The sequence below is a fragment of the Pseudoalteromonas nigrifaciens genome (genome assembly GCF_002221505.1).
Lineage (GTDB): Bacteria > Pseudomonadota > Gammaproteobacteria > Enterobacterales > Alteromonadaceae > Pseudoalteromonas > Pseudoalteromonas nigrifaciens.
The window spans coordinates 1,998,881-2,023,982 of sequence record NZ_CP011036.1 but is presented as its reverse complement, the minus strand read 5'-3'; the positions used below and the strand labels follow the sequence as shown (position 1 = coordinate 2,023,982).

The 25,102-nt window shown below is 37.7% G+C and carries 26 protein-coding genes, 3 tRNA genes and 3 pseudogenes; 16 read left to right on the top strand and 16 right to left on the bottom strand.

All coding sequences use genetic code 11. The annotated features are described in order from the left end of the window. Positions 1-11 precede the first annotated feature (11 nt). The 5 genes from PNIG_RS09820 to PNIG_RS09800 are packed head-to-tail and all read left to right on the top strand — an operon-like array spanning position 12 to position 3,961. Positions 12-1,628: a phosphoethanolamine transferase gene (locus PNIG_RS09820; protein WP_229816631.1), complete on the top strand. Its 1,617-nt coding sequence runs from the start codon at positions 12-14 to the stop codon at positions 1,626-1,628. Then, positions 1,629-2,531 carry a cation diffusion facilitator family transporter gene (locus PNIG_RS09815; protein WP_002962881.1) on the top strand — a complete coding sequence of 301 codons (903 nt, stop codon included), beginning with the start codon at positions 1,629-1,631 and terminating at the stop codon, positions 2,529-2,531. Next, positions 2,518-3,249 carry a phosphatase PAP2 family protein gene (locus PNIG_RS09810; RefSeq protein ID WP_002962876.1) on the top strand — a complete coding sequence of 244 codons (732 nt, stop codon included), beginning with the start codon at positions 2,518-2,520 and terminating at the stop codon, positions 3,247-3,249. Before PNIG_RS09815 ends, PNIG_RS09810 begins: the two co-directional genes overlap by 14 nt. After that, entirely contained in the window at positions 3,239-3,616 is a 378-nt protein-coding gene (locus PNIG_RS09805) for a diacylglycerol kinase (RefSeq protein ID WP_008467350.1), read from the top strand. Before PNIG_RS09810 ends, PNIG_RS09805 begins: the two co-directional genes overlap by 11 nt. Positions 3,617-3,658: 42 nt before the next feature. Further along, positions 3,659-3,961 (top strand): hypothetical protein, encoded by a 303-nt coding sequence (locus PNIG_RS09800; RefSeq protein WP_008467353.1) that lies wholly within the window; start codon positions 3,659-3,661, stop codon positions 3,959-3,961. 261 nt (positions 3,962-4,222) lie between these two features. On the opposite strand, the gene tnpC is transcribed toward PNIG_RS09800, so the two are convergent. The 3 genes from tnpC to PNIG_RS09785 all read right to left on the bottom strand — a co-directional run bounded on the left by tnpC (position 4,223) and on the right by PNIG_RS09785 (position 6,473). Further along, a complete protein-coding gene (gene tnpC / locus PNIG_RS09795; protein ID WP_002963282.1) occupies positions 4,223-5,704 on the bottom strand; it encodes an IS66 family transposase in 1,482 nt (493 codons plus the stop codon). 80 nt (positions 5,705-5,784) lie between these two features. Next, entirely contained in the window at positions 5,785-6,135 is a 351-nt protein-coding gene (tnpB, locus tag PNIG_RS09790) for an IS66 family insertion sequence element accessory protein TnpB (RefSeq protein ID WP_010554756.1), read from the bottom strand. Beyond that, positions 6,132-6,473, bottom strand: a complete 342-nt coding sequence (locus PNIG_RS09785) for a hypothetical protein (protein ID WP_008467385.1) — start codon at positions 6,471-6,473, stop codon at positions 6,132-6,134. The genes tnpB and PNIG_RS09785 overlap by 4 nt, the downstream gene beginning before the upstream one ends. A gap of 123 nt (positions 6,474-6,596) precedes the next feature. On the opposite strand from PNIG_RS09785, the gene PNIG_RS09780 reads away from it, so the two are divergent. Beyond that, positions 6,597-7,121: a TraR/DksA family transcriptional regulator gene (locus PNIG_RS09780; RefSeq protein ID WP_089368378.1), complete on the top strand. Its 525-nt coding sequence runs from the start codon at positions 6,597-6,599 to the stop codon at positions 7,119-7,121. Positions 7,122-7,328: 207 nt separating this feature from the next. On the opposite strand, the gene PNIG_RS09775 is transcribed toward PNIG_RS09780, so the two are convergent. Together PNIG_RS09775 and PNIG_RS09770 are read right to left on the bottom strand one after the other, a co-directional pair. Then, positions 7,329-8,003 (bottom strand): hypothetical protein, encoded by a 675-nt coding sequence (locus tag PNIG_RS09775; RefSeq protein ID WP_013463096.1) that lies wholly within the window; start codon positions 8,001-8,003, stop codon positions 7,329-7,331. A 120-nt stretch (positions 8,004-8,123) separates the two neighbouring features. Beyond that, positions 8,124-8,495: a hypothetical protein gene (locus tag PNIG_RS09770; protein WP_024599458.1), complete on the bottom strand. Its 372-nt coding sequence runs from the start codon at positions 8,493-8,495 to the stop codon at positions 8,124-8,126. Between the two features lie 126 nt (positions 8,496-8,621). On the opposite strand from PNIG_RS09770, the pseudogene PNIG_RS09765 reads away from it, so the two are divergent. Both PNIG_RS09765 and PNIG_RS09760 read left to right on the top strand, forming a co-directional pair. After that, positions 8,622-9,592 (top strand): annotated as a pseudogene (locus PNIG_RS09765) (IS3 family transposase); the annotation flags it as partial. A 149-nt stretch (positions 9,593-9,741) separates the two neighbouring features. Then, positions 9,742-10,170, top strand: a pseudogene (locus tag PNIG_RS09760) (transposase); the annotation flags it as partial. A 110-nt stretch (positions 10,171-10,280) separates the two neighbouring features. Here the strand turns inward: PNIG_RS09760 and PNIG_RS09755 are convergent. The 3 genes from PNIG_RS09755 to PNIG_RS09745 are packed head-to-tail and all read right to left on the bottom strand — an operon-like array spanning position 10,281 to position 14,266. Continuing rightward, on the bottom strand, positions 10,281-10,667 hold the full coding sequence (locus PNIG_RS09755) for a diacylglycerol kinase (protein ID WP_024599461.1): 387 nt from the start codon (positions 10,665-10,667) through the stop codon (positions 10,281-10,283). 12 nt (positions 10,668-10,679) lie between these two features. Then, entirely contained in the window at positions 10,680-12,308 is a 1,629-nt protein-coding gene (locus tag PNIG_RS09750; protein WP_024599462.1) for a phosphoethanolamine transferase, read from the bottom strand. Between the two features lie 2 nt (positions 12,309-12,310). Beyond that, positions 12,311-14,266, bottom strand: a complete 1,956-nt coding sequence (locus tag PNIG_RS09745) for an LTA synthase family protein (protein WP_076920374.1) — start codon at positions 14,264-14,266, stop codon at positions 12,311-12,313. A gap of 172 nt (positions 14,267-14,438) precedes the next feature. Between PNIG_RS09745 and PNIG_RS09740 the strand changes: the two genes are divergently transcribed. From PNIG_RS09740 to PNIG_RS09730, 5 genes and pseudogenes are all read left to right on the top strand, one after another. Then, a complete protein-coding gene (locus PNIG_RS09740; protein WP_058429029.1) occupies positions 14,439-15,113 on the top strand; it encodes a response regulator transcription factor in 675 nt (224 codons plus the stop codon). Then, positions 15,113-16,519 carry a sensor histidine kinase gene (locus PNIG_RS09735; protein WP_008464634.1) on the top strand — a complete coding sequence of 469 codons (1,407 nt, stop codon included), beginning with the start codon at positions 15,113-15,115 and terminating at the stop codon, positions 16,517-16,519. The genes PNIG_RS09740 and PNIG_RS09735 overlap by 1 nt, the downstream gene beginning before the upstream one ends. A 281-nt stretch (positions 16,520-16,800) precedes the next feature. Beyond that, positions 16,801-17,031, top strand: a pseudogene (locus PNIG_RS19945) (hypothetical protein); the annotation flags it as partial. Between the two features lie 4 nt (positions 17,032-17,035). Continuing rightward, positions 17,036-17,197, top strand: a complete 162-nt coding sequence (locus tag PNIG_RS19940; protein ID WP_208619481.1) for a hypothetical protein — start codon at positions 17,036-17,038, stop codon at positions 17,195-17,197. Between the two features lie 150 nt (positions 17,198-17,347). Next, positions 17,348-17,551 carry a hypothetical protein gene (locus PNIG_RS09730; protein WP_125825535.1) on the top strand — a complete coding sequence of 68 codons (204 nt, stop codon included), beginning with the start codon at positions 17,348-17,350 and terminating at the stop codon, positions 17,549-17,551. Between the two features lie 415 nt (positions 17,552-17,966). On the opposite strand, the gene PNIG_RS09725 is transcribed toward PNIG_RS09730, so the two are convergent. The 5 genes from PNIG_RS09725 to PNIG_RS09705 all read right to left on the bottom strand — a co-directional run bounded on the left by PNIG_RS09725 (position 17,967) and on the right by PNIG_RS09705 (position 20,843). Next, positions 17,967-18,043, bottom strand: a tRNA-Val gene (locus PNIG_RS09725). 26 nt (positions 18,044-18,069) lie between these two features. Beyond that, a tRNA-Val gene (locus PNIG_RS09720) sits at positions 18,070-18,146 on the bottom strand. Between the two features lie 120 nt (positions 18,147-18,266). Then, a tRNA-Val gene (locus tag PNIG_RS09715) sits at positions 18,267-18,343 on the bottom strand. A gap of 114 nt (positions 18,344-18,457) precedes the next feature. Continuing rightward, a complete protein-coding gene (locus PNIG_RS09710; protein ID WP_089368377.1) occupies positions 18,458-19,510 on the bottom strand; it encodes a DUF3080 domain-containing protein in 1,053 nt (350 codons plus the stop codon). Further along, on the bottom strand, positions 19,488-20,843 hold the full coding sequence (locus PNIG_RS09705) for an MATE family efflux transporter (RefSeq protein ID WP_011328411.1): 1,356 nt from the start codon (positions 20,841-20,843) through the stop codon (positions 19,488-19,490). The genes PNIG_RS09710 and PNIG_RS09705 overlap by 23 nt, the downstream gene beginning before the upstream one ends. A 171-nt stretch (positions 20,844-21,014) precedes the next feature. On the opposite strand from PNIG_RS09705, the gene PNIG_RS09700 reads away from it, so the two are divergent. Continuing rightward, positions 21,015-21,641, top strand: a complete 627-nt coding sequence (locus tag PNIG_RS09700; protein WP_089368376.1) for a riboflavin synthase subunit alpha — start codon at positions 21,015-21,017, stop codon at positions 21,639-21,641. On the opposite strand, the gene PNIG_RS09695 is transcribed toward PNIG_RS09700, so the two are convergent. Continuing rightward, positions 21,638-21,841, bottom strand: a complete 204-nt coding sequence (locus PNIG_RS09695; RefSeq protein WP_011328409.1) for a CPXCG motif-containing cysteine-rich protein — start codon at positions 21,839-21,841, stop codon at positions 21,638-21,640. The genes PNIG_RS09700 and PNIG_RS09695 overlap by 4 nt on opposite strands. 135 nt (positions 21,842-21,976) lie before the next feature. Next, positions 21,977-22,837, bottom strand: coding sequence for a fructosamine kinase family protein (locus PNIG_RS09690; protein ID WP_011328408.1), 861 nt, complete (start codon positions 22,835-22,837; stop codon positions 21,977-21,979). A 109-nt stretch (positions 22,838-22,946) separates the two neighbouring features. Here PNIG_RS09690 and PNIG_RS09685 point away from each other — a divergent pair, with 109 nt between their 5' ends. Then, positions 22,947-23,639, top strand: coding sequence for a DUF445 domain-containing protein (locus PNIG_RS09685; protein ID WP_089368375.1), 693 nt, complete (start codon positions 22,947-22,949; stop codon positions 23,637-23,639). Positions 23,640-23,707: 68 nt separating this feature from the next. Here the strand turns inward: PNIG_RS09685 and PNIG_RS09680 are convergent, their stop codons facing one another. Further along, positions 23,708-24,070, bottom strand: coding sequence for a DUF3718 domain-containing protein (locus tag PNIG_RS09680; protein WP_089368374.1), 363 nt, complete (start codon positions 24,068-24,070; stop codon positions 23,708-23,710). Positions 24,071-24,312: 242 nt separating this feature from the next. Between PNIG_RS09680 and PNIG_RS09675 the strand changes: the two genes are divergently transcribed. Beyond that, a complete protein-coding gene (locus PNIG_RS09675) occupies positions 24,313-25,098 on the top strand; it encodes a hypothetical protein (RefSeq protein ID WP_011328406.1) in 786 nt (261 codons plus the stop codon). Positions 25,099-25,102 lie beyond the last annotated feature (4 nt).

Sequence of the window (25,102 nt, the reverse complement as noted above, 5' to 3'; positions counted from 1 at the left end):
TTTAGGGAATAATGATGAAAAAGCTGTCGTTTTTCAATTATTCGCCAAACCTCCTTATTATCGCCACCGTGCTATTTATTATAGTGACGGGCAATTCTACATTTTTTGAACAAGTTAATTCGGTATACCCGTGGCAAGATAATCAAGGTTTTATTATCGCGCTGACTCTTGTGGTAATGAGTGTATTAACCATTATTGTGTCATTTTTCAGTATTATCATTCCCGTTCGAATAGTACTGAGCAGTCTTTTACTCTTATCTGCCATGGCTGGTTATTATACCGATAGCTTTGGCACCATCATTGATAATGTAATGATTCAAAACATTGCTGAAACGAATATCGATGAAGCAACTGACTTACTGTCATTTGAGTATTTTTTAACTGTTTTGTTGTTAGCCATAGTACCTATAGCTTGCCTTTTTATGGTCAAAATAGATAAATCGTCATGGACAAAAAACTGTTGGCTACAAATAAGTAATACCATCATGGCACTTGGTGTAATTACTGTTTCACTTTATATTTTTAGTGCTCAATTCACTAATTTCTTTAGAGAACACAAGCCATTAAGATTTTACTTAAATCCTATCTATCCCATTTACTCTACGGGATTTTTCCTCAAGGACGTGCTTGAACAGCAAGAAAATAACGAATTTTTAATGGTAGTAAACTCTGCCAATGATATTGATAAAGAGTCGCATAAAAAACTCTACATTGTCATTGTCGGTGAAACTGTCCATGCGGGTAATCTTTCTATAAATGGCTATAAACGAGAAACTACACCATTATTAGCTCAAAGAGATGATTTAATTAGTTTTGATAAATTCTATGCTTGTGGCACATCAACCGCGATTTCGGTCCCTTGTATGTTTTCATTCGATAACCGAGAGTCATTTGATAATAAAAAAGCACGGCGAACACAAAACGTATTAGATGTTATTTCCAAAGCCGGGGTAAGTGTCCTTTGGCGAGACAATAACTCTAGTTCAAAAGGCGTCGCAGATCGTGTCGAATACCAAAATTTCAAATCACCTGAGCTAAATTCAGTGTGCGATATAGAGTGTCGTGACATTGGTATGTTAGACGGTTTACAGGGGTATATTGATGATCAAGAAGGTAGTGTACTCATAGTGCTTCATCAAATGGGCAACCACGGCCCGGCATATTACAAACGATACCCCAAAGACTTTGAGAAGTTCACTCCTGCCTGTCAAACAAGCGAACTCTCCGCCTGTGAAACTAGCGAAATTGTTAATGCGTATGATAATGCCATTCTCTATACCGATTACTTTATCAATGAAACCATTAATTTATTAGAAGAGAACAATACCAACTTTGAAACTGCCATGTTTTATATTGGCGATCATGGTGAATCGTTAGGTAAGAACGGACTCTACTTACATGGTATGCCTTACATGCTGGCGCCTGAAGAACAGACTCATGTACCTTTAATTGCTTGGTTCGGCTCTTCATCACACGTTGATATGGAAAGTACGGTCAAACAAAGTAAAAAAGAAAGTTCTCACGATGCTTTTTCTTTTTCTTTACTACATGCGTTAAATATCAGCACAGATATGTCATTGCCTGAAAAAGCGCCATCACCACTATTTGTTATGCAAGAGGAAGAGTAAATGTCAAATAATAACCATACGCACAGCCATGCACATAACCATGACGGAAAATTAAGCATGGCAGTATTTATCAATATTTTACTTACTGTGGCCCAAGTTATCGGCGGGGTTTTATCAGGTAGTTTATCCTTGATTGCTGATGCGCTTCATAACCTCAGTGATGCAGGCGCTATCGTTATTGCGATTGTTGCGAGAAAAATTGCAAGAAAACCCGCTAATAGCCAAATGACTTTTGGTTTTAAACGGGCTGAAATTATCGGGGCATTAATCAACAGTACTACCCTTATTATTCTTGGTATATATCTCATTTATGCCGCAGTTGAGAAGTACTTTAACCCTCAACCTATTGATGGTTGGATTGTTGTTTGGATTGCGACAATAGCCTTAGTGATTGATTCCATAACCGCGTGGTTGACTTATCAAGCAGGCGCGAAGAATAACTTGAATCTCAGAGCGGCATTTATTCATAATTTATCTGATGCCTTTGCTTCTGTCGTTGTCATTGTTGCGGGTAGTTTGATCATTTTATATCAATGGTATGTTGTCGATTTATTGGCAACCATACTTATCTCGGTTTATGTGGTGTACCACGGTATTATTTTAGCTAAGCAAAGTATTCGTATTTTAATGCAAGCGGTCCCCGTTGATATCGATATCGATAAGATTTGTAAGGATATCGAATCAATGGAGAATGTTGAAAAAGTAAGACACATTCATGTGTGGCAATTAGATGATAGCGAAGTGTATTTAGAAACCAGTGTTAACTTAAAAACGATGGAACAATTCCAAGATCTTAAGCCAATTAAAGATTTGCTCGCAGCTCAATACGGTATTCACCACTCGACCATAGAAGTGGTAGTAGGGAACACCTTGCAAATGGAGAATTGTTTTGAACTTGAGTAAACACCTGCTTTATTCAATGTATGCATTAACGCTTATTGCTTTTTTATTTGAAACAACAAATAGCGATATTTGGCTTCAAAATTTGTTATTCAATGCATCCAACCAAACGTGGTTAATTGATAAATATGAAGAGCCTTATCGTTTTATTTTTTACTTGTTGCCTAAATACAGCATTATTTTGTTGGCACTGTCGCTCATTGCTTTTTACGTTATCGCTTGTAGACGCAAGTACTCTAAGCACTTTCAAAAGCGATTATTAGTGGTTATTTTCTCTTTGATGTTAGTGCCGTCAGTCATCGGCGGTTTAAAAGCAACAACCAATGGTGCTTGTCCTGCGCAGCTTGAACTATATGGCGGCGATGTCCCTTATGTTAAGGCGTTTGAATTAATGCCTGAATCGTTTGAGTCAACTAAAAAGTACAAGTGCTTTCCTGCGGGTCATGCCAGCGGTGGTTTTGCCTTAATGTCATTATTCTTTTTGTTTTATCGTCCGAAATACCAATGTATTGCGATAGCGTTTGCTGTTTCTACTGGCTGGATTATGGGGAGTTATAAGATGGCGATAGGTGACCATTTTTTAAGTCACACACTAACAACGATGACGTTGTCATGGTTAATCATTTGTTTGATAGCCGCGGTAGTGTTTCGTACCTTACACTTTCCTAATTCCAAACCTAATGCTAAGAATAGCCAACAGGAGCCAATCAATGGGTACTAAGCAAAAGCCGACGGGAATAAAACGAATATACCTAGCAGCGGGGCATTCACTCAGAGCGTTTAAATGGCTGATAGCAAATGAAGCAGCGTTTAAACAAGAATTCTGGCTGTCAGTTCTTCTCGTTGTGGGCTGTTTATTCTTTCCATTTTCACTTTTTGAGTACGTGTTTCTTTGGTGCGCTTTATTATTCGTATTGTTGGCAGAAATCTTCAATACCGCTATTGAGGCAGTAGTCGATAGAATTGGCGCGGAAATTCATCCGCTGTCAGGTTTAGCGAAAGACTTAGGCTCTTTGGCTGTGATGGTGAGCGTTATCATCGCAACTTTAATATGGGCTGGTGTATTTATTCAGCACTTGAGCTTATGAAGTGTAAATGTTATTAGAATGTATATAGCTATCAAATTCCTTATGAGTTGGATAACAAAAGGCAATATTGAGGAATTTAATGAACGCGATGCTATTACAACTATTAAAAAGCTAGAGCTTAAAAGGCAGCAATTAAAGTCTGAAGGCAATGGTAAAAAATTATCAACTGCAGAACTTAAACTGTTACTTTCTGCATACAATTACACTGGTAATGAGAAGCTATCTAATAAAATAGCTACAACCTTGATTGAAAGGCGTAATAACCGCGCAGAACAAGCATCCAGCAAAGAAGAAATAGATATTGCGAATAAACTGACTATAGATAATTTAGATATTCCATATTAAAAAGCATATTACATATTTTTGGTATGTGCTCTCAATAACACCAAAAATATGTAATGTAGACCTATTTTTAATAACTTCCCATAAAATACGACGAATATAGCCCTACAAATAAATAAAACACCAAGAATATGTTATGTACATACAAAGGTACAAGCTCTCAACACCAAAAATATGTTGCGTACATGCAAAGATATAACCCCTAACACCAAAAATATGTTGCGTACATGCAAAGATATAACGTGAGCGTCTAGCGAACTACACCTATGTTTTAAAATTCCAGGGTAACAAGCTGTCGATATCGGGCTCAGGCTGGCACAGTTCATCAAGGCAAGCACAGATGTAATTAAATGGGATTAGACCATTTATCTTGGCGGTTTCCACAATGCTGTAAAGGGTGGCACTAGCATGGGCACCGTTAGCCGTTTGGCTAAATAACCAATTCTTTCGGCCTATCACAAACGGTTTTACCGCGCGTTCTGCTCTATTATTATCGATGCTAAGTCGGCCATCATCAACATAGCGTATGAGCTTGTGCCATTGATTTGCCAGGTAATTAGCTGCCTCTATCAGTTTGCTGTTCCCCACTAAATTTGGCTGATCCTGCTCAAGCCATATTTTTAGCTTGCTAAGAATAGGCAGGCTAACCTCTTGTCTTGCCGTATATTTGTCATCCACACTTTTATCTTTGATGCGTGACTCAACGCCGTACAGTTTTTGGATAAGGCTCAATACCACATCCGCTTTGCCGGTTTTGTTTTTACCTTGTAGCTTTTTCGCGTCGATAAATTTACGACGAGCATGCGCCCAGCAGCCGATTAAGGTTGCCTCTGTTCTGGCATAGGCTTGATAGCCATCCACGTGCAAGTACCCTTGATATCCATCAAGATAATTGACCACGCAGGCGGCCGCGCGACTATTGTGGAAGTCGTAAAGTACGATATTAGGGATAGGATTATTCGGGTCTGGTGAATCTCGACCCGAGCAATACACCCACATGTAACTGTTTACTTTGTCCGATTTCACCACCTTTAATGGCGTTTCATCGGCAAACAGCGTGGGTTGCCTTAACAGCTCGGCTTTAAGCCGTTCAACTAATGGCGCGAAGAGTGTGGCTGATTTGTCTATCCAGCTGCTCATGGTCTGTCGACTGAGTTCAATACCGTATTGCTTAAACATCGCTTCCTGGCGATACAGCGGTAACCCGTATTGGTATTTACTGGTGATAAGCTGACTGAGCAAACTGCTGGTTGCAATGCCTTTGTTGATGGGCATGGCAGGCATTGAGGCTTGTTTAATCTGTGTCTGAGTTGAGGATTTATCACAGTGACGGCAGGCGTATTTAGGCCTAATATGCTCAATCACTTTGATTTTAGCGGGTATGAACTCAAGCTTTTCTGACTTATCTTCACCCATTTTATGTAGCTCACCGCCACAGCAATCACAGGTTTTGTCGATGATGTCGTGAATAACTTGCTCACGAGGTAAGTCTTTTGGCAGTGGCTTACGCACCGGCTTTTTACGGGTATAGCTAATGGATTGTTGCTCTGCCTCAACTTCCTCAACAATTTCTTCCACTTCATTGAATAACTCGCCTTGCCCGGCAAAGCCTTCAGCACTTTTGCCGAATTGTTTTTGTTGGGCCAAGCTCCAGCGCTCTTCCAATGCCGCAATCTGGGCATCCTTCTGCGCTAACAGTTTTTCAAGTTCAGCAATGCGCTGTTTAAGGGCGAGTTCATTTTTCATGACGCCTATTTTAAGGCATCATCAAAGGCTTTGCAGTGCTAACTGAACTCACTTTGATGATCATCAATCGATCGCAAATATTAAAGCATTTGCTTACCTGCGACATCAATTTTACTGTGTCCAATCACATCATAACCCGATAATAACCAGTGTAATTGCTGCTCGCTTAAGGTCATGGTGGGTGACATGAGTTTGGGCCATTTGAACTTATGCTTATCTAATCGCTTATACCACAGTGCAAAACCGGTGTTATCCCAGTAAAGCAGTTTGAGTTTGTCACGGCCTTTATTACAAAACACAAATAGCGCACCACTGAGCACGGGTAGTTCAAGCTCTGCTTCCACCAACGCCGCCAGACCATTAATTGATTTTCGAAAATCAACGGCATCGGCACATAAATAGACGGTGGGTACATCAACGAACATCCTCATACCGTTAGCCCTTTAATAATGGCAACGATATCGGCCGTCGCTAAATCGATAGGAAACGTGAGTTGGCCGGTTAGCGTATCAAACTGCAGCGTATTTTGACGAGTTTGCGCGCAGACTTCAGTAGTTTGTTTTACCTGGACAAAACGTGATGATGTAAGGCACTGCGTGTGCACTGGCAAGGTGGAATTAGGCTGGTCTTTTGCCAGTAAAGCACGTTGTTTATAATAAGTCGTAATAGCGACATTATGGTGTTGGCAGAATTCAATATTAGTACCACTAAACGTACTGCGTTTCAGCAAAAGCTGCTGCCACTGTGCGCTTGTTCTGTAAGTTTTCATCACCTGCTCCGAATTTATCATTGAGCAGGTATTTTTAGATAATCAGAACATCGATGCTAGGTGTGGTTCGCTAGACGCTTACAGTTTAAATACCTTTTTGATGTTTAGTATAGGATATAAGGAATGCATGAATTTTTAAAAACAGACCAATTAGGGCATATAATAAACCAAGTTAATGATGAAATTTCTATGCTTAAGAATGCTCTGAATGAACCAATAAATAAGAATGTTGAAAGCAATGTACTTGCAGATATTTTAGATCGAGCGGCACTAGAAGAAGAGCGTAAGCAACAATACATTTCACGTTATAGAAAAGGTCTGCAGCTGAAGGCATTGCAACGAGTTAAATTTAGGCTTCAAAAAGAACCTGGCGAATACGGGTATTGTGAAACATGCGGTATTGAAATTCAGTTTAAAAGATTAGTAACAGTGCCAACGGCAGAAAACTGCTGTGATTGCCAATCTATAATTGAAGTTCAAAATAGATATAAGTGTCGGAGGACAATAATTCGATGCTATTTATCGCAGTCTGCCTTTTGTTCTAACAAGCTTTTGCCCCAAAACGTGTTAAAGCAATTATTCTATAGGTCGGCTTTGAGCGATAACCGGACACTGAAAAAGTTAAATTTATTCCTGTGTTTTAAGTAGAAATCTAATTTTGTCCAATAACATTATTAAACGCCGTTTTGGGGCAAAATAACATGCTTAATTCCTAGCTGTTTTAATTACTTGTTTACAAAGGTAATTATTGGTGAAATTATCAGGGTATGTAATATACGCCGTTTCGGTGTGTTATAAACCACCAAAATGGTGTTCAATAAGCTGTTAGCTGTTTTGCTATGTTCTAGGCTTTTTTCAAATAAAAACATCGACTTTCTTTTTGTCGGTTAACAATAAAGCAGCCTTTTCTTGATATAAATCAAAAGTATCGTCTGATATAAATTTATCAAACGTATTAATTATTTCTTTCATGTAAGAGGCTCTTACTTGATAAGTCTGACGTTCAGGATATTCTTTAGCAAGTCCATCTAATTTCTCTGAACTATTAGAAAAATACTCCATAACATTAATTTTTTTATCAGGATCTACATCCCCTCCACCATAAGAAAGGATCCTAAGTTTAGACTCTAAACTATTCATATCTTCTCTTTTTTTGGATATTATGGGGTTTCCTGACTTACCTAATCTAACTGGTTCATCACTATCGTATTTTTGTGTGTATTCTCGTTCCATTTCATTCACATTTTTAACAATACTATGAAGTTCTTTTATACTCATATTAGAAAAGTTGAGCTCTTCTTTTTTAAATACTTTTTCATATGCACTTCCCTCAATTAATGATGAATCAAAAGCATTATTGTCTTTTTTTTCTTTAACTTTAGGATCAAGGTGAGTTGTGTTTATATTAATTTTTAAGCCACTTTCGCTTGTTTTAGTAGAAAAGCTTTTTATTTTTTCATCATCACTGTTTGTAAAAATAGATATTTTACTTTCAAATAGAGTAGGTAGTAGATTGGTGCTGATTTTCATAAAAATCCTTTTTCATATGTCGTTTTCTTTTATCGACATAATTTTATAAAACTTAAGCTTTTATTTTAGATTGTTTTCTATTAACGACTCATAGGGCTGAGTCGTTAATAGAAAGTTTAACTAGCCACCAGATCTTACTTCATAAGTAATTCCACCATAAGTAGATCCAGTTGTTGTTTTATTTTCAACTTCCCAATAATAAGTGCCTGCATTAAAGATAGAAGTGGAAACTGCTACGCTATATCCGCCAGCAACTCTATCTCCATTGCTATCAACCAAAGTCACTTTGAAATCATGTCCGTCATAGTTTCTTAAAATTGCAAAACCGTATCTACGGCAATTACCACCATCATAAGTAAAGCTTGCAATAGTTCGAGTCTGCTCCAATTTAAGACTAGTGTATCTAGTGTAAATTGTAGGGCTACAACGTTCATATTCACTGGTTGTTTGCTCATTTTTAGCTGCTTCTTCAAAATCAAGAATAGAATTCAATGATGCAACTTGATCATGTTGCTCTTGTACTTGAATCGAAGATGACTCTGTAACCGAAGTATCAGCACTGATTGCATTGAAAGAATTCTTTCTTAATGGGTGGCCAAAATCACTGTACCACTACAGGATGCGTCTTTAATGACGCGCATGAAAGAGCTTGAAGATGAAAACCGCCGTTTAAAGAAAATGTATGCTGAAGAGCGGCTCAAATCTGAGGTCATTCAAGAGGCTATGGCAAAAAAGTGGTAACGGCTTCTGAGCGTAAAGTATTGGCACATGAAGTCGTTAGCACAAATAAAATGAGTATTGCCTTAGCTTGCCGTACTTTTATGATAAGTGAAACGTGTTATCGCTATACACCGATATTAAGAAATGAAAATCTAAAAATAGCAGAGCTGTTACTCGATTTGACTGAGTCAAAGCGAAGCTGGGGTTTTGGATTATGTTTTTTATATTTGCGTAATGTAAAAAAGCACAAGTGGAATCACAAGCAAGTTTACCGCATTTACCGTGATCTTGAGTTAAATTTGCGGATCAAGCCAAGGAAACGCTTAAATAGAGATAAGCCTGAGCCATTGGCAGTACCAGAAACCATCAATGAATGTTGGTCAATGGATTTTATGCATGACCAATTAGCGGATGGCAGAGCGTGTCGATTGTTTAATGTCATTGATGACTTTAATCGTGAAGGGCTGACTATTGACGCTGATTTATCACTGCCTGCTGAACGTGTGATCCGCTCGTTAAATCAAATTATAGAGTGGCGTGGTAAACCCAAAGCTATCAGATGTGATAATGGCCCTGAATATATTAGCAAGCAACTAGCGCAATGGGCGTTAAATAATGATATCGAATTACGGTTTATTCAACCCGGTAACCCGCAGCAAAATGCCTATATAGAGCGCTTCAACCGAACGGTTCGTTACGACTGGCTGAGTCATTATATTTATAGTGATATTAGTGAGTTACAAGACATAGCGACTGATTGGCTATGGACTTATAATAATGAACGCCCTAACATGGGGTTAGGTGGTATAACACCAATACAAAAGCTGGAAAAATTAAACAACGGAAATTCTACTGCCAGCCTCCATTAAAAATGGGGGGATTACCCGACGAATCTTTAATTATACCTTATCAAACGTTTGTCATCGCATTGGCTAAACAGATGTTGGTATTAATTAACAATATTCGAGAGTATGACTCACAAATAAACTCAATTTTTACCAGTATGGATGACGCCTCAATATTTACTTCACTTCCCGGCACAGGCCCTTGCCTTGCTCCTAGGCTTTTAGCTACTTTAGGGGAAGATAAATCTCGTTTTAGTAGCGCACAAGAAATACAAAACTATGCAGGCTTATCGCCAGTTACAGAGCGTAGTGGTCAAAAAAGCTGGGTACATTGGCGCTGGCAATGTTCTAAATTTGTCCGTCAGAGCTTTATAGAGTGGGCTTCCAAAAGCGTAGGGCAATCTTATTGGGCGGGCATTTATTACGCACAGCAAAAAGCGAAAGGTAATTCACACCAATCGGCAGTAAGAGCGTTGGCCTATAAATGGGTAAGGATCTTATTTAGGTGCTGGAAAACAGGAAAAGCTTATGATGAATCAAAATATTTAAAAGCACTAAAAGAGAAAGGTTCTCCTCTTTTAGTGGTAGAAAAAGCTTGTTGAGTGCCTCAGGGCGTGAAGCGGACATTCAAGCGTAACCCGTTTCTGCCCCAAAACGAGTTTAGGCGACGGTCGCAAATGAGCGATAAGCGATCATTGAGATTGGATAAATTTTAAAAATAACCAATATAGCTTATAAATACAGAAATCCAGACGAATGAACTTATCAATAGCGCAATTAATACTGCTGCGGAGCCTAAATCTTTAGCGAGACCTGACAATGGATGAATCTCTAAGCCAACTCTGTCTATTGTTGCTTCTATTGCTGTATTAACAACCTCTGCGAATATCACAAATAAAACAGAGATTAGTAGCATGACCTTTTCGTAAATACCTATCTGCCAAATCGAAATAATAATTAGCGATAAAGCGAGTAAAAAAAGCTCTTGTTTAAAAGCAGCTTCATTTTTAGCAAGCCATTTAAATGCACGCTGTGAATTTTTAAAAGCTAAAACTACTCGATTAATACCTGACGGCTTATTTGCACTATCAAATTGCATTGGAAACTCTCTTTATAGACTTAGGGCCTTACAGGCGTTAAAAATATCGTATTCAGGTTGGTATTGACTGCTGCTTACTTGAGTTAAGCCAAGTAAAGTGTCAAAAATATTGTCGTGTGAAAATACTTTTGAGCGTTGTAACTCAATACAATGATTAAATTTAGAGTTAGCGAGTTTATTACTCCAAAAAATCATTGGAATATGGGTTTGCTCGCTTGGTGCTAATGCATATGGAAACCCGTGAAGGTATAAACCTTTCTCACCAAGTGACTCACCGTGATCTGACACATATAGGAGTGACTTCTTTGTTTCGTTACTTGCTTGTAATACTTTTATCAACTGGCTTAACACCTTATCTGTGTATGCGATAGTATTATCATATGTGTTTGTTAGTTCAGTTGTACTACAGTTCTGAATATCGCTTCGAGAGCAATCAGGTTTAAACAAACTTTCGTGTTCAGGATAACGACGATAATAAGTTGGTCCATGTGAACCTATCATATGTAGAACAACCAATTTATGTTTAGCGTTACTAGTCGCTATCTTGTCTGCTAGTTTCGTAACTAATATTTCATCAAAACAGTAATGACCATCACATAACGGATGTTCTTTATTCGGCTCAATGTTGTCTGATTTGATGCGAGCACACACTCCTTTACAGCTGCTGTTATTATCAATCCATGTTACTTCAACACCACTACGCTGAATAATGTCTAGAGCATTTTCTTGACTACTAGCAAGCCGAGAATCATATTCTTTGCGGTTCAGTCGTGAAAACATACAGGGGACTGAAATAGCCGTTGCCGTTCCACACGATGAAACATCACTAAAATACTTTACGCCTAACTTGGGAGTATAAGTATTCGTTGCTCTACTATAGCCTTGTAGTGAAAAGTTAGCCGCCCGAGCTGTTTCCCCGACAACCATTACAGTTAGCGAGGTGCTCGTTTTATTTTTTAAAGTGGGCAAGTTATCGAGTACCTTGAAAGGTAATGGTGGATAAAAGTAATTATCCCTCAGGTATTTATAACTTGCTGTATAGAATGCAAACGGGGTGATATAACTTGTTAGCTGTCGGTTGTTGCGGCCAACAGAAGCGTACTCTTTATAAAAGGGTACAGCGATTAAGGCACAACAGAGCAAAGCTGATAGATTTAGCTTCGTAAAACTTTTTAAACGAACTCTAAAACTCCCAATAATTGTGAACTTGGAAAATAAGTAAGTAGGTACAATCCCCAATAAAAAAATAAATAACACAAGCTGAAAGTTCAAGTATGAAAATGCTTCACCTGAATTTGTTTCAACAATATTTTGTAACATGCTCTTGTCAAAAATAACGCCATAATTAAGTGTTGAATAAAACAACAATGAGCAAACTAAAACACTAAATAGAAGTATAGCTTTAACAAAAGTAATTAAGGACAACCAACTTAAAACTAAAACAGTCAATGAGAAAAGCAATAAAGGGACCGACGCGATAAAAAGCCAATTTATATGCCCTGACTGTGTTGCAGCCATAAAAGTATTGTATAAAAACAAGCCATTAAATGCGATAACGATATACATTGAAACTAAGCAAACAAATTGGCTGTAACTTACTTGCCAAGACGAAATACAAAATCTTTTAAAAGCAATTTTCATAGTTATTCCTTATCACTACTTTTATCAGCTAAACGATAAAGCTGCTCGGTGTAAGCTAAGTTGCTAAATAACACATGAGCTAGTGCTTTTTCAGCCAACGTTTGATCAACGTTTAGCTGTTCATTTTTTTCTTGTATTTTGGTTTGTTTGTTATAGCGCCAATAGCTGGTTTGTTGATTTGGCATTAGGATGACAGCGCGATCATTTTCTAGGTATGCAAAATTGTCGTAGTACTGCATCATTGCGCGTTCAACTGGATAAATTTTAGTCAGATCAAAGCCCAGCATAGGGGTTGCTTGGTCAATTCCTAAAAGTGACATCAAAGTAACAGGTAGATCAATTTGACTAACGAGTCTTGGATCGCGTTTACTTTTCATATCGCTGTTTAAAATAACAGCTGGTATATGAAAAGACTTCAAAGGGACAGGTTCAGAGCCAAAAACACGCACATCATGGTCTGCTACAACCAAAAATACGGTGTTTTCCCAGTACGACCGTGTTTTTGCTTTATTTATAAATTTACCTAGTGCGTAATCGGCATACTTAATTGCAAGATCACGCTTATAGTTTTCAGGGTTATGTCCTTTGGGTAGCGATACTTTGCCTTGTGGTATATCAAACGGATCGTGATTACTAGAAGTAAATACAAGACTAAAAAATGGCTCTGTCGAATTACTTAATTTAGTCAGTTCTTTATCTGCTTGATTGAATAAGTCCTCATCACTTACCCCCCAAGAGGAGATAAATTGGGGATTATCAATATGGTTGATGTCAACAATATCGTTAAACCCGTTTCCTAGAAAAAAGCTTTTCATATTGTCAAAATGGCTTTCACCGCCGTAGATAAACTGTGTTTTGTAACCTTCTTGACTGAATACATCCGCTAGTGAAAAAAAGTTATGCTGCGATTTAGATAGTTTAACTACTGAGCGAGATGGTGATGGTGTAAAACCTGTAGTAATTGCTTCAATACCTCTTACGGAGCGCGTGCCCGTAGCATAAAGGTTGTCAAACCCCCACCCTTGTTGATATAGCTTATCAAGTTCGGGCGTAATATCTAACCCACCAAGTTCTCCAACAAATCGGGCACCTAAACTTTCCTCAAGTATTATAACTAAGTTTTTTTTAACACCAGACACAAAAGGCTTGTTGTGCGCCAAGGTTGGAATATTTCCAACGACAAACTGTTTTCGATAAGAAGCCTTTTTGACCGTATCTATAATTTGTTGACGAAGCATTGTGCCATACAAATTACTGGCACTTTTTTCGTTACCCATGTTTTTCAGCGCAAACGCAACACTGTAAGTGGAGTTAAGAACAAGTGAGTTTACTAGTGAATCTTGAGAAAAATAGACTAATGCAGGGTTAAGCGGTCGGTGATTTAATGTACCTCTAGCAGCAAATAAGCAGATTATTAAAGCAGCCATTAGAATGGGTAAATTGGATGCTTTTTTCAGTGACGGTGGTTGTGTGAATGCTCTGCATAAAAGGCGATAGCTATAAACGCTTGTTAACGAGGCCAAAAGCAATGTACTTAACATTGCAAAAAGATGGCCATGCACTAACATTGAGAAGACTTCTTGTGGGTAATCAAGGTATTCAATATATAATCGGTTAGGCCTTACATCATATTGATTGATGAATGCAGGTGTTGATGCTTCAACAATAACAACTACAGTTACAACGCAGCTACCGTAAAGTGTAAAAATACGCTGGAAAAGCTCTGTTTTAGGGCGTGCAACTACATGTAGTATCAGTATAAAAACCCCAATAGTTGCTAAGTATCCAATGCTACTTAAGTCTATTCTGATTGCTCCTGATATGATCGGCCAAATATCACCATCATTTAATCTTGAATGTTGCCAAAACAATAAAGCAATGCGGGAAGTTATAAAGATTGATATCAATATAATAGTAAAACGCAACAAGGGTTTTAAAACGGAAGTATTTGCTGTCATAGTTGTGCTCGATCTTAATAATTGCAGCAATACTAAAAACCGAAACTTAAGAAATCCTGAGTCTAAACTTAATATTGGCTAAACTATGGAAACTTAAGCAAGTCTTAAGTAAAACTTAAGCTATATGGCGTAACCTAATGATGAAGATGCATTTCAGGTGAATGAGTAACACATGAAGTTATTAATAATTGAAGATTCAGCGTCACTAAGGCGTAGTTTACGAATTGGCTTAGCAAATCTAGGCTTTGCGGTTGATGACACCGGTGATGGTGCACAAGGGCTGAGTATGGCGATGACAGGTGAGTATGAGCTTATAATACTTGATATTATGTTACCGAGTATCGATGGTATTACTTTATTGCAAACCATAAGAACCAAACAGCTTGATTCTAAAGTCTTAATTTTGTCAGCTAAGCAAGAACCTGAAGACCGTGTTTTAGGGCTTTTAACAGGAGCGGATGATTATCTGACTAAACCCTTTTCATTTGATGAGCTCCACGCTCGACTGCTAAATTTAATGCGCCGTGGAGGATTGAAGATGATGAGTGATATCATAACTATTGATAATTTAGCACTGAATTTACAGTTAAAACTGCTAAAAGTTGCTGACAATGTTATCGACTTAACACCCAACGAGTACAAAATTGTCGAATGTTTATTTAGCAATCAAAATAAAGTGTTTAGTGCAGAAAAGCTAAGTACCTACCTTGCAGGGCAATATGATTTGATATCAAAGAACTCGATTGAAGCCCATTTATCATCTGCTCGCAAAAAAGTAAGAGTTGCAGGAGGGGAGCTGCCAATTCAGACCAAACGTGGTTTTGGTTATATTGTACAAGGACAATAATGAAATCTATTCGCAGTAGATTAGTTGTTACACTTTCGGTAACTATAACTAGCTTTGTTTTATGCATTTTGTTGGCAACCGACATTGCTGTTGATAGTTGGATAGATAATGAGTTTGATCGCAGCCTGCAATCCAAAGCAGGTATGTTAATGACCTTAGTACATAAAACTAATGAAGGTTTTTCGTTTCACTTTTCTAGTGAGTTTTTGCCCGAGTTCGAAGGGGAAATAGAGCCTGAGTACTTTCAATTATGGAGCAAAGAAAGTGTTTTTACCCGCTCAAAAAGTTTAGATTTATTTGAAGTTAAAAACCTACCATATGAAAGCTTAGAAATTGGCGAGTCAAAAATACTCCCTATACAATTATCTGATGGCCGAGATGGTCGGGTGTTTTATAGTCGTTTTATACCACAAGAAAAAGACAATATATCAGTAGACACATATAAAAAAACAAATGATGAGCCACTGACTTTAGCTTATGCAGCGTCTTCTGAGGAAGTTGATTTTGTACTTTGGTTGATTGACGTTATTTTTATAGTCACCATAATTACAGTTATTGTATTTATTCGATTATTTGTCAGGAAGGCGATAGATACATCACTTGCGCCATTAATTAAACTCAACCAAGATATCAGTCAGTTAAGTATTACCAGTGAAGGCTCACAGATATTTATACAAGATCCAGTTAAAGAGCTCTTGCCTATTGTTGAAAGCTTAAATGCTTTTATTAAAGAGAATAGACAACTTTACCTAAGGGAAAAGCGACTTACATCCGATATTGCCCATGAAATAAAAACGCCCATTGCCGAACTTATAAATATGGCAGAAGTTGCTATCAGGTTTCCAAATGAGATTGAGCTCAATGAGGATTTTAAGCCTGAAGCGTTGAAAATAAGTTTACGGCTTAAAAATATCGTGTCGAACTTATTGCTATTACATAAATACAGTAATGGTAAGCTAATCAAACAAGATGCTTGTGATTTAAATCAAGTCATTACCAGAGTCTTAGAAAACACTGATTTATCGCGTGTAAATTTGGAGTTGAATGAGAATGCACCAGCAATTATAAGCAACTTGTTTGCCCTCGAATCAATTATTAGCAATTTAGTTAACAACGCTAAACAATACAGCCCACTAAATTCAAAAATTTTAGTTTCGACAATGATTTCAAAAGAAAAACTTTTATTTTTGTCAGTTACTAACTCCCTTATTGAACCTTTGAGTGATAATGATATAGACCAATTATTTGACCCTTTATGGCAAAAAGACACTTCAAGAACATCGAATGATAACTTTGGATTGGGGTTATCAATCGCTAAAACGCTTAGTAAAGCAATTGATGCGCAATTAAGTGCAGAAGTTAGTGACAGAAAAATCACATTCTCTTTAGCCTTAAACACTGATTAGTTTATTTAGCCCTACATAGAAATAAAGGCTGGGGAATGCAATTATGTGATGAGGCTCCTAAATACTTAATTGTACTGGTAGCTATCAAACAATCAACTCCGTTTCTGCGGCTTAGCAGGATGTTGTTATCACTATACATTTTACAGATCCGCCCTCCGGCTCTAACTCGTTTTTGTCCAAAAACGAGTTTACCCGACCGACCGCTTAGGATACTAAATCATAGTTATATTTAAATTTATTTTCTCTAGCCAGAGAATCGAAAAGTTTCGAACTTTATTGTCATGGTTTTAGTATTTATTGTCGAGTTTCATACTTTAATGTCCTCCGACAAATACAGCTGTAAACTCAGTCATCGTCAGATAGCAACAAGCTTATCTGTTTCACCCTCAATCGTGTCTAAATATGCCTGTAAATCAGCAGAGTTAGATATTACTTACTGGCCGCTTGATGAGAAGTGGGATGATCACGCTCTGCAACAAGCGTTCTTCAAAACAAAGCCTCGATTAAAAGGCACAAATGGAAGCTATTTATGATTACATATGCAGCCCTCAATTTGTTCATCGTTTAAAAGCTGTTGTAGATCATCAAGAACAAATGAAAGTTGAACTTGATAAAGAAAGAAACGCAATGCTGCGTAAAAGTGATCACTTACAAGTGATTTTTGTGAGCAAAGCTTAATGAGAATAAGCGGCCAAAGTTAATGCTATTGGGTGATAAAACCTGGAGAGAATATGCAGTATTGACTCACTAATTACCAAACTCGCTGCTACCGGCTACCTCATTTAAAATCAAACTTTAGATGCGTTGATTAGGTGAGTTATGAATAAAATGATGAGTCTTTCATCTCGAAGAGAGATGCTGCTGAGTATAGGAGCAACTTACAACAATGCTCGTAAGTTAGACAAAACTAAAATTTGGGATGGATTTGTAGCAGCAGCAAGTTACGACCGTAAGCACGCTATTCAACGGCTGATCGGTTATGTAATGCTCATTCCTACCGTGACCACTGAAGCGAAGTGTAGCCTAGGGTAGTTGTATATCTGTGCCTTGTGTGGGCACCGGAGCCTAAACAAGGCACAGAAGCAGTTTATGGAATAGGGGTCATAGGATATTTCATGAAATGACACGGAAAATATTAGGGTAGTGGTCACCTGATTTGAAATTTTTGGTTTGGAATTTGTGATTTGAGGTTTGTGAATTTGCAAGGGTAGGGGTCTAATTTTGAGGAAGATTAAAGAGCTAAAAAAGTGGTTTGGGCGCTTGGGCACAAGTTTGGGCACAAATCGATAAAAACTGGAATTTTTAGGATGATCTTTTGAGGCTTGGCTCTCGTTATTTTAAAATTTTGAATACAAAATAATAAAAAACTAAGAATTTAATTTTTAGTTGAATAATTAAACGAATAGATTGAATAGGGTTTTTAACTGTTTGAAATATAGAGTTTAATTGGTACGACCGAGTGGATTCGAACCACCGACCTCTACCATGTCAAGGTAGCGCTCTAACCAGCTGAGCTACGGTCGTACAATTTTTTTAGGATTCTTAAATGTTGGTACGACTGAGTGGATTCGAACCACCGACCCCTACCATGTCAAGGTAGCGCTCTAACCAGCTGAGCTACGGTCGTACAATTTTTTTAGGATTCTTAAATGTTGGTACGACTGAATGAATTGAATCACTGACTCTTGGACCGGGTGATCAAGAGTAGGTAGTGCTCTTTCCTTCAATTATACTTTTTCTTAAATGTTGGTACGACTGAGTGGATTCGAACCACCGACCCCTACCATGTCAAGGTAGTGCTCTAACCAACTGAGCTACAGTCGTATTACTTTAATTTAAGCTAAGTGCTAACTAGGTAGCACGGGCGCTAATATATAGCGTGATGGGAGTTGGATCAAGCAGCTTTATAGTTTTTGCGTTTATTTGCCGTTTTTTTATTCATATTGGGCTGATTTCACACGTTTTATAAAAAATTTGCCACCAAAGTACATGGTTTTTAGCTGAGTATTTTAGTTGGTTCAATAAGTTACTGTTTGCATTGGGCTGGAGTAAATTATTAATTGGTTTGCTGGTGATTGCTGTTTTATACCAAAGTTGTTGATATAGCGGTTGCAGGGTTTCTAAGTAGCCGGCGAGCTGTGCTTGGTAAGGTTGTACTTGTCCTAAGTAATATTTTTTAAAGATATTATTTACAATTTGCGCTTGGTTATTATTTTTACCTGCTTGGCATAGCTGGCTAATATTTATGGTGTTTATAAATTGGGTAGCACTGTTATTTAGGGCTATTTGCGTTCTTACTGATTGAATTAGCTGCTGGTTAAACTGGTATTTATTAAGCTGCTCTAGTGCGGCAAATAAATGCTCGGAGTTTATTTGTGCAAACTGCTGCTTGGTTATTTGTTGTTTAATATTTACCAGCTTTGTTACGGCATTTACTGTGTCGCTAAAGCCTGCTGGGGTTATTGAAAGCTCTCGCGAGCTCAGTTGCCAAATGCGATTAAGCTCTGACTCTTTATAGAGCATGCTATTAAAGTAGTGCATTAAGTTATTTTGTTTGTGTTCGGTTGCCGCCAAAATCTTTTTATAAATAGAAGAGTCTTTTTCAAGCGAAGTTAAGCACTGCTGCGCACTTTGTATAAATTTTATTTGATAGATTAATATGCTTGCCGCTGTGGCGGTTTTACCGAGTTGGTTATTATGCTCGCTAATGAGGACGTTAAGTTTGCAGTGGCTTAAACTGGCAAGTTGAATAATGCCCAAGGTGATGTTGCTATCACTTAATACAGTTAATGGTATTAAGCTTAGTGGCACTAGCGGTTTTGGTGTTACTGGCTGTAAATCAAGCGTGTTAGCTAGTCGCTGGATATAAGTATGATTTGCATTACTGGGCTTATCGCTACAAGCGGTTAATGAAATAAAGCACACTACCAATAAACAGATTATTGGCAGTGGCTTTACTAATAGCCGTTTAAGCTTGCAAAGATGGTTCATATTTAAAACGTCTATGTACTGTGTACATTAACAATACAGCAGCGAGTGTTAAGCCAACAATAATGCCCAACCAAAAACCATGTGGGCCCATTGCTGGGACGATTAAGTCGGTTCTGGCTAATACATAGCCTAGTGCAAAGCCAACTAACCAATACGATACAAATGTAATATATGAAATAGGTGCGGTGTATTTTAATCCACGTAATATGCCATTTGCAGCAACTTGTAGTGCATCAGGTAATTGATATATACAGGCTAAAATCATGATTGATGAAGCCAGTGCCAGTACTTCGGGGCTGTCGCTATACAGTTGGCTTATTAAATCGCGGCCTAAAAAGGTAGTTACGGCAACAAATAGGGCAATGAGCGCTGCCAGTATATAGCTAGTTGAAACAGCAACTTTTAGTTGTTTTAAATGGTTTTGACCATATAAGTTACCTATGCGTATGCTTATAGCAATAGAAAGGCTAAGCGGCATCATAAACAATAAAGTGGTAACACTGGCGGCAATTTGATGGCCAGATACGGCTACGGCGCCTAAATGGGCTATAAATAATGGAATGCAGGCAAATAAGGTTACTTCAAAAAAAGTAGCTAATGAAATAGGAATACCCAATTTAGTGATAATGCCAATAGTGGTTAAATTAGGTTTTTCAAATGGAGTCATTAAGCCTTTAGCATCTATTTTTTTACTCATTTGGCAATAAATAACTTGGGCTATTGCCATTACAGTTAATACTAATGCAGTAGCAATACCACAGCCTGCGCCGCCATAAGCGGGTAGGCCAAATAAGCCATTAATAAAAATATAATTCACCGGAATATTAACCGCTAAACCTAACAGACTGATATAAAAAGCGGGTTTGGTCATGCCCATACCTTCGGTCATATTTCTGTAAACGGTAAAAATTAAAAAGCCAAACACTCCCCATTTAACAAAGCGAATATAATCACTGGCAAGTGTTGCTATAGCAGGGCTGGTGTCGAGTTTTAAAATAATAATATCGGCAAATTGAGCAATACCAAACCCAGCAATACATAGCAGCGCAGTTAAATATAAAGCTTGTTGAAAATAATGGCTGATGCCTTTTTTATCGTTGGCCCCCGCAAACTGTGCAATAACACCGGTTAAAGCGAGTAAAATACCTTGCAGTGCAAGTAATAATGGGTTCCAAATACCAGTGGCAATAGATAAAGCAGCTAAATCAGTTGGGCTTACTTGGCCTGCCATTATCGTATCGACGACAGACATTAAAACAAGGGTAACCTGAGCTAAAAAAACGGGGATGGCAAGGGAAAGTAAGCGTTTAGCTTCCCAATTACTAAATGTCATAACAAACAGCTAAGAAATAATACAGGGCATAATTGTAATCTATTGCGGGGTGCCAATCCATTAAGATAATTATTAAGAGTGCATGATTTTATAACTTGATACGTTAAACTAGAGGCTATTAAGCAGCAAAGGCTTAACAGCCCCAATTTTGTAATAAACTTAAGAGATTATATGTTTACAGGAATTATACAAACCCAAGCGAGAGTCGTGTCGGCTAACCAAGTAAATGGCGTGATGCAATTAACCATAGCGGTTGAAAAGCAATATATACAGCAACTAAATTTAGGGGCGAGTATTGCTATTAATGGCTGTTGTTTAACGGTTGTTAAAGTATTAGCAAGTGATGATGATTTAATGGCGCAGGTATATTTTGATGTGATTGATGAAACACTCAAGTTAACTAACTTAGGTAAGCTTGAACTGGGCAGTTTAGTTAATTATGAGCGTTCAGTAACCTTTGGTACTGAACTTGGCGGGCATATTGTGTCTGGCCATATTCACTGTACGGCTAAAGTGGTGCAAATAGTTAAACAGCAAAGTAATTATAAAATGCAATTGTGCATACCGCCGCAGTGGCAAAAGTATGTATTGTATAAAGGTTTTGTGGCTATAAATGGCGCAAGTTTAACTGTAGGTAATGTTGATGAGCAGGGCTTTTGGCTGCACCTTATTCCCGAAACCCTCGCTATTACCAACTTAGATGCAGCTAAGCTAGGTGATGAGTTTAATATTGAGGTAGATCAGCAAACCTATACCATAATAAATACGGTCGAGAACTACTTGCGTCAGCAGAGTTAAAATATTTGTTCGTCGCCGCTATCTACATGTAATTCTAGTTTATTACGAGCATGGTCAATGTGCATGTTTAAATGAATAGGGTTACAACAGGCGCTGCACTCTTCTATGTAGTCTTGATCTCCCATGCTGGCATCTAAATCTAAATGAATATGATGCCCGCAGTGCGGACATGAAATACGTTGCGATACAAAGTTTTTCATAATCACTCCATGTACATTATTAAGTAGGCTTTCAATAATATAATTACACTAATTAATCACTTACTTAATGCTATTGGTATAAGCTCAATATAGTCGGGTTTGAATGTTTACTGCGTTTAATTTAGTTTATTAGGATTACTTTATTAACCTTTCTATGTGTTGTTTTGCTTGGGTAAGGTAATGCCCCGCAAAAATATTAGCGTGGTTTAAAATAGGGTAAAGCTGGTATATTAATTTACGTTGCTCAAAACTTGCTAGCAACGGATATTGTTGATTATAAGCGCTGTAAAAATCATCTGGCAGTGGTGCAAATAGCTCGCTCATGGCTATATCAACCTCTCGGTCACCGTAATAACAGGCAGGGTTAAATATACTCGGTACTGTATTTATAAACCCTACATTACCACGCCAAAAATCGCCATGTAATAATGATGGCTCTACGGGGTGGCTGTGTAATTGCTCTTTTACTAAATTAATTAATCGCTCTGGCTCTATAAATATAATGCCTTTTTCTGCCAATAATTGTAATTGCCAGCCTATGCGCTCTTCGGCGTAAAATATATTCCACTTTTTATGCCAGCTATTAGGCTGTACTGTAGTGGCTAAATAATTATCTACATCAAAACCAAACATGGCTTGCTGATGCTTTTGATGCAACATTGCTAAGCCTTTACCCATTGCGTTCCATGTGGGGTGTGGTTGTTTGTCAAATTCTAACCACTCTAAAACAATAAACGAGAACTCTATATTTGCACCTGTTGTAATGCAATCAGGCACTATAAACACCCCGTTTTCTGTGAGCAGCTTTAAACCAAGCGATTCGCTTTCTAGGCGCTCAAGCTCATTTTTTAACGCTACTTTTACTAAATAGTTGTGCGTACCATTGGTTATATGAAAAAGTTTGTCTGTGTTGGTGCTCTGAAGTTGCTGTTTATGAGTATGTTTAAAGTCATAATGTATGGCTTGGCTTATTTGCTCGTTTACTGTTTTCCACATAACAATTGCTCGCTTTTTAAACCGATACTTAAACTATGGCAAAAAGGTATTAATTTAACAAACTAATCGTTGTAAAATTAATGCCATAAATCACTGAAATGGAATAAAAATGAATAAAAGTTTAATAACCAATTTGCTAGCGGGTATATTTGTTGTTCTCGGCTTTATATTTGATCAGGCAATTGTGCTGTCGGTTGGTTTATTTGCACTCTCTGGAGCAGTGACTAATTTATTAGCTATTCATATGCTGTTCGAAAAAGTACCTTTTTTATATGGTTCGGGAGTAATCGCGTTAAAGTTTCAAAGCTTTAAAGTAGCAATAAGAAACTTAATTTTAACTGAGTTTTTTTCAGAGCAAAAAATTAATAATTTACTCAGCAAAGCGCAACCTAATATCGACTTTGAACCAATAATAAATAATGTTGATTTAAACCCCGCATTCGACAGTTTACTAGAGGTAATTGAGCAATCTCAGTTTGGCAGCATGCTTGCTATGTTTGGTGGCAGTGCGGCGGTTGAGCCAATGCGTGAAAAATTCATTGAAAAAATGCAACTGTCGCTTGGAGAAATATCTCAAACTGATAACTTTAAAGCCTTAGTTAGTCAAACACTTTCGCAAAGTAATAGTGCTGAAAGTTTACACAATACAGTGCTTAAATTAGTTGATGAGCGCCTTGACGAGCTAACCCCTAAAATGGTTAAAGAGATTATTCAAACCATGATCCGCGAGCACTTAGGTTGGTTAGTTGTATGGGGCGGCGTGTTTGGTGGATTGTTTGGTCTTATTGCCGCAATAATTTAACCACAAATTTAGCATTGAATAATTAAGCAGGTAATTATTACCTGCTTAATAAATATAACTGTAATTAATTATTTAGAGCCGGCCATAATAACCACCGAAGGCATTTTAGCCTTTGCTAAATCGGTAATTGAGGTGCGTGTATCCATATCTATATTTAAAAAACGTGCCGATTTATTAAGACTGTACAGCGAGACAAAATCGCCTACCGATAAATCATTACATAGCAGTTTTTTACTGATGACGGCTTTACTTATACGTAAACTTTTCATTGTGTTGTTAATGGTTAGCCTTTTGTTTGACGCTACCGCCATACATGCTTGCGTACCGGGAGTTGAATCCGCAGCAATAAACTGGGTTGCCATTACGGGTGATGCTATTGAGACTGCACTTAATAGCACACTAGAGTATAAAGTTGCTTTTAGAGTATTCATTATTTAAGCCTCATTATGTGAATGTGCAAGTTCAGTATTGCTCAATTTGAACAAAATACTGTTAACTCAATGATCCCAGTTGTAAGGGCATGTGTACGTAAATTGGCTTATCGTTTAGGTGTTTGAAAGCATACTTAAATTAAGTGTATTTTTTGACACACTTTTATTTTTCCTGCTGACATATTTTTTCAGACTGTTATTATCGCCCCCTAATTTTTAGTGTTTAATTAAAAGGAGCCACTGTGAGTAAAACGCTAGCCAGTTATTATCAGCAGGCGTATGCATGCGACCAACAGCACTTTAACCAATGTTTTTATTGTGGCTGTGAAGCGACAGAGCGCGACCATTGTCCGCCATTACACATGCTACAAAGCATTATTGACCTGGGTGAAGAAGCCGACTTTGTATCAATACCGGCATGTTATGAGTGCTATGCGCTACTACATAACGAAAGGTTAATGACGATAGATGAGCGCTTTACTAAAATGAAAAAAAAGCTTTCTAATAAATACGCTAAACCACTGCGTGTTTATAACATGTGGGAAGAGAGTGAACTGGGTGATATGAGCGACGAGTTTGCGCACAGCATTCAAGCGGGTATGAAACTAGGTAAAGAAGCCGCAGAGCGCTTAGCATTTACTGGCTTTAGTTACGCCACTGAAGAGGCTAAGGTCACAGTGCGGGAAAAAACCAAAGAATTTGACGTAGAAGGCATGTTATTTACTGATTTTAAAGAGGCACTAAGCTACTGCATTACCGACTTAAATGTTGATAAAAGTGATTTTTATAAAATATTGGTTGAAGACTATCAAGGCGATTTTAACAAAGCACTTAGCCAGTATCGTCATCGGCATGACAAAGTAACTGCCGCTAAAGATGGCAACACGTTAATTAAAGATTTTTCAAAGCTGCACAAACAAAACTCTGATTTTGTAACTCGCACTGTTAAACACTTTATGGAAAAAGATCCAGTGTTAACAACCGAAGGCGCACTAGAGAAACTTTATAACAATTATATAAAAAAGTAATTAC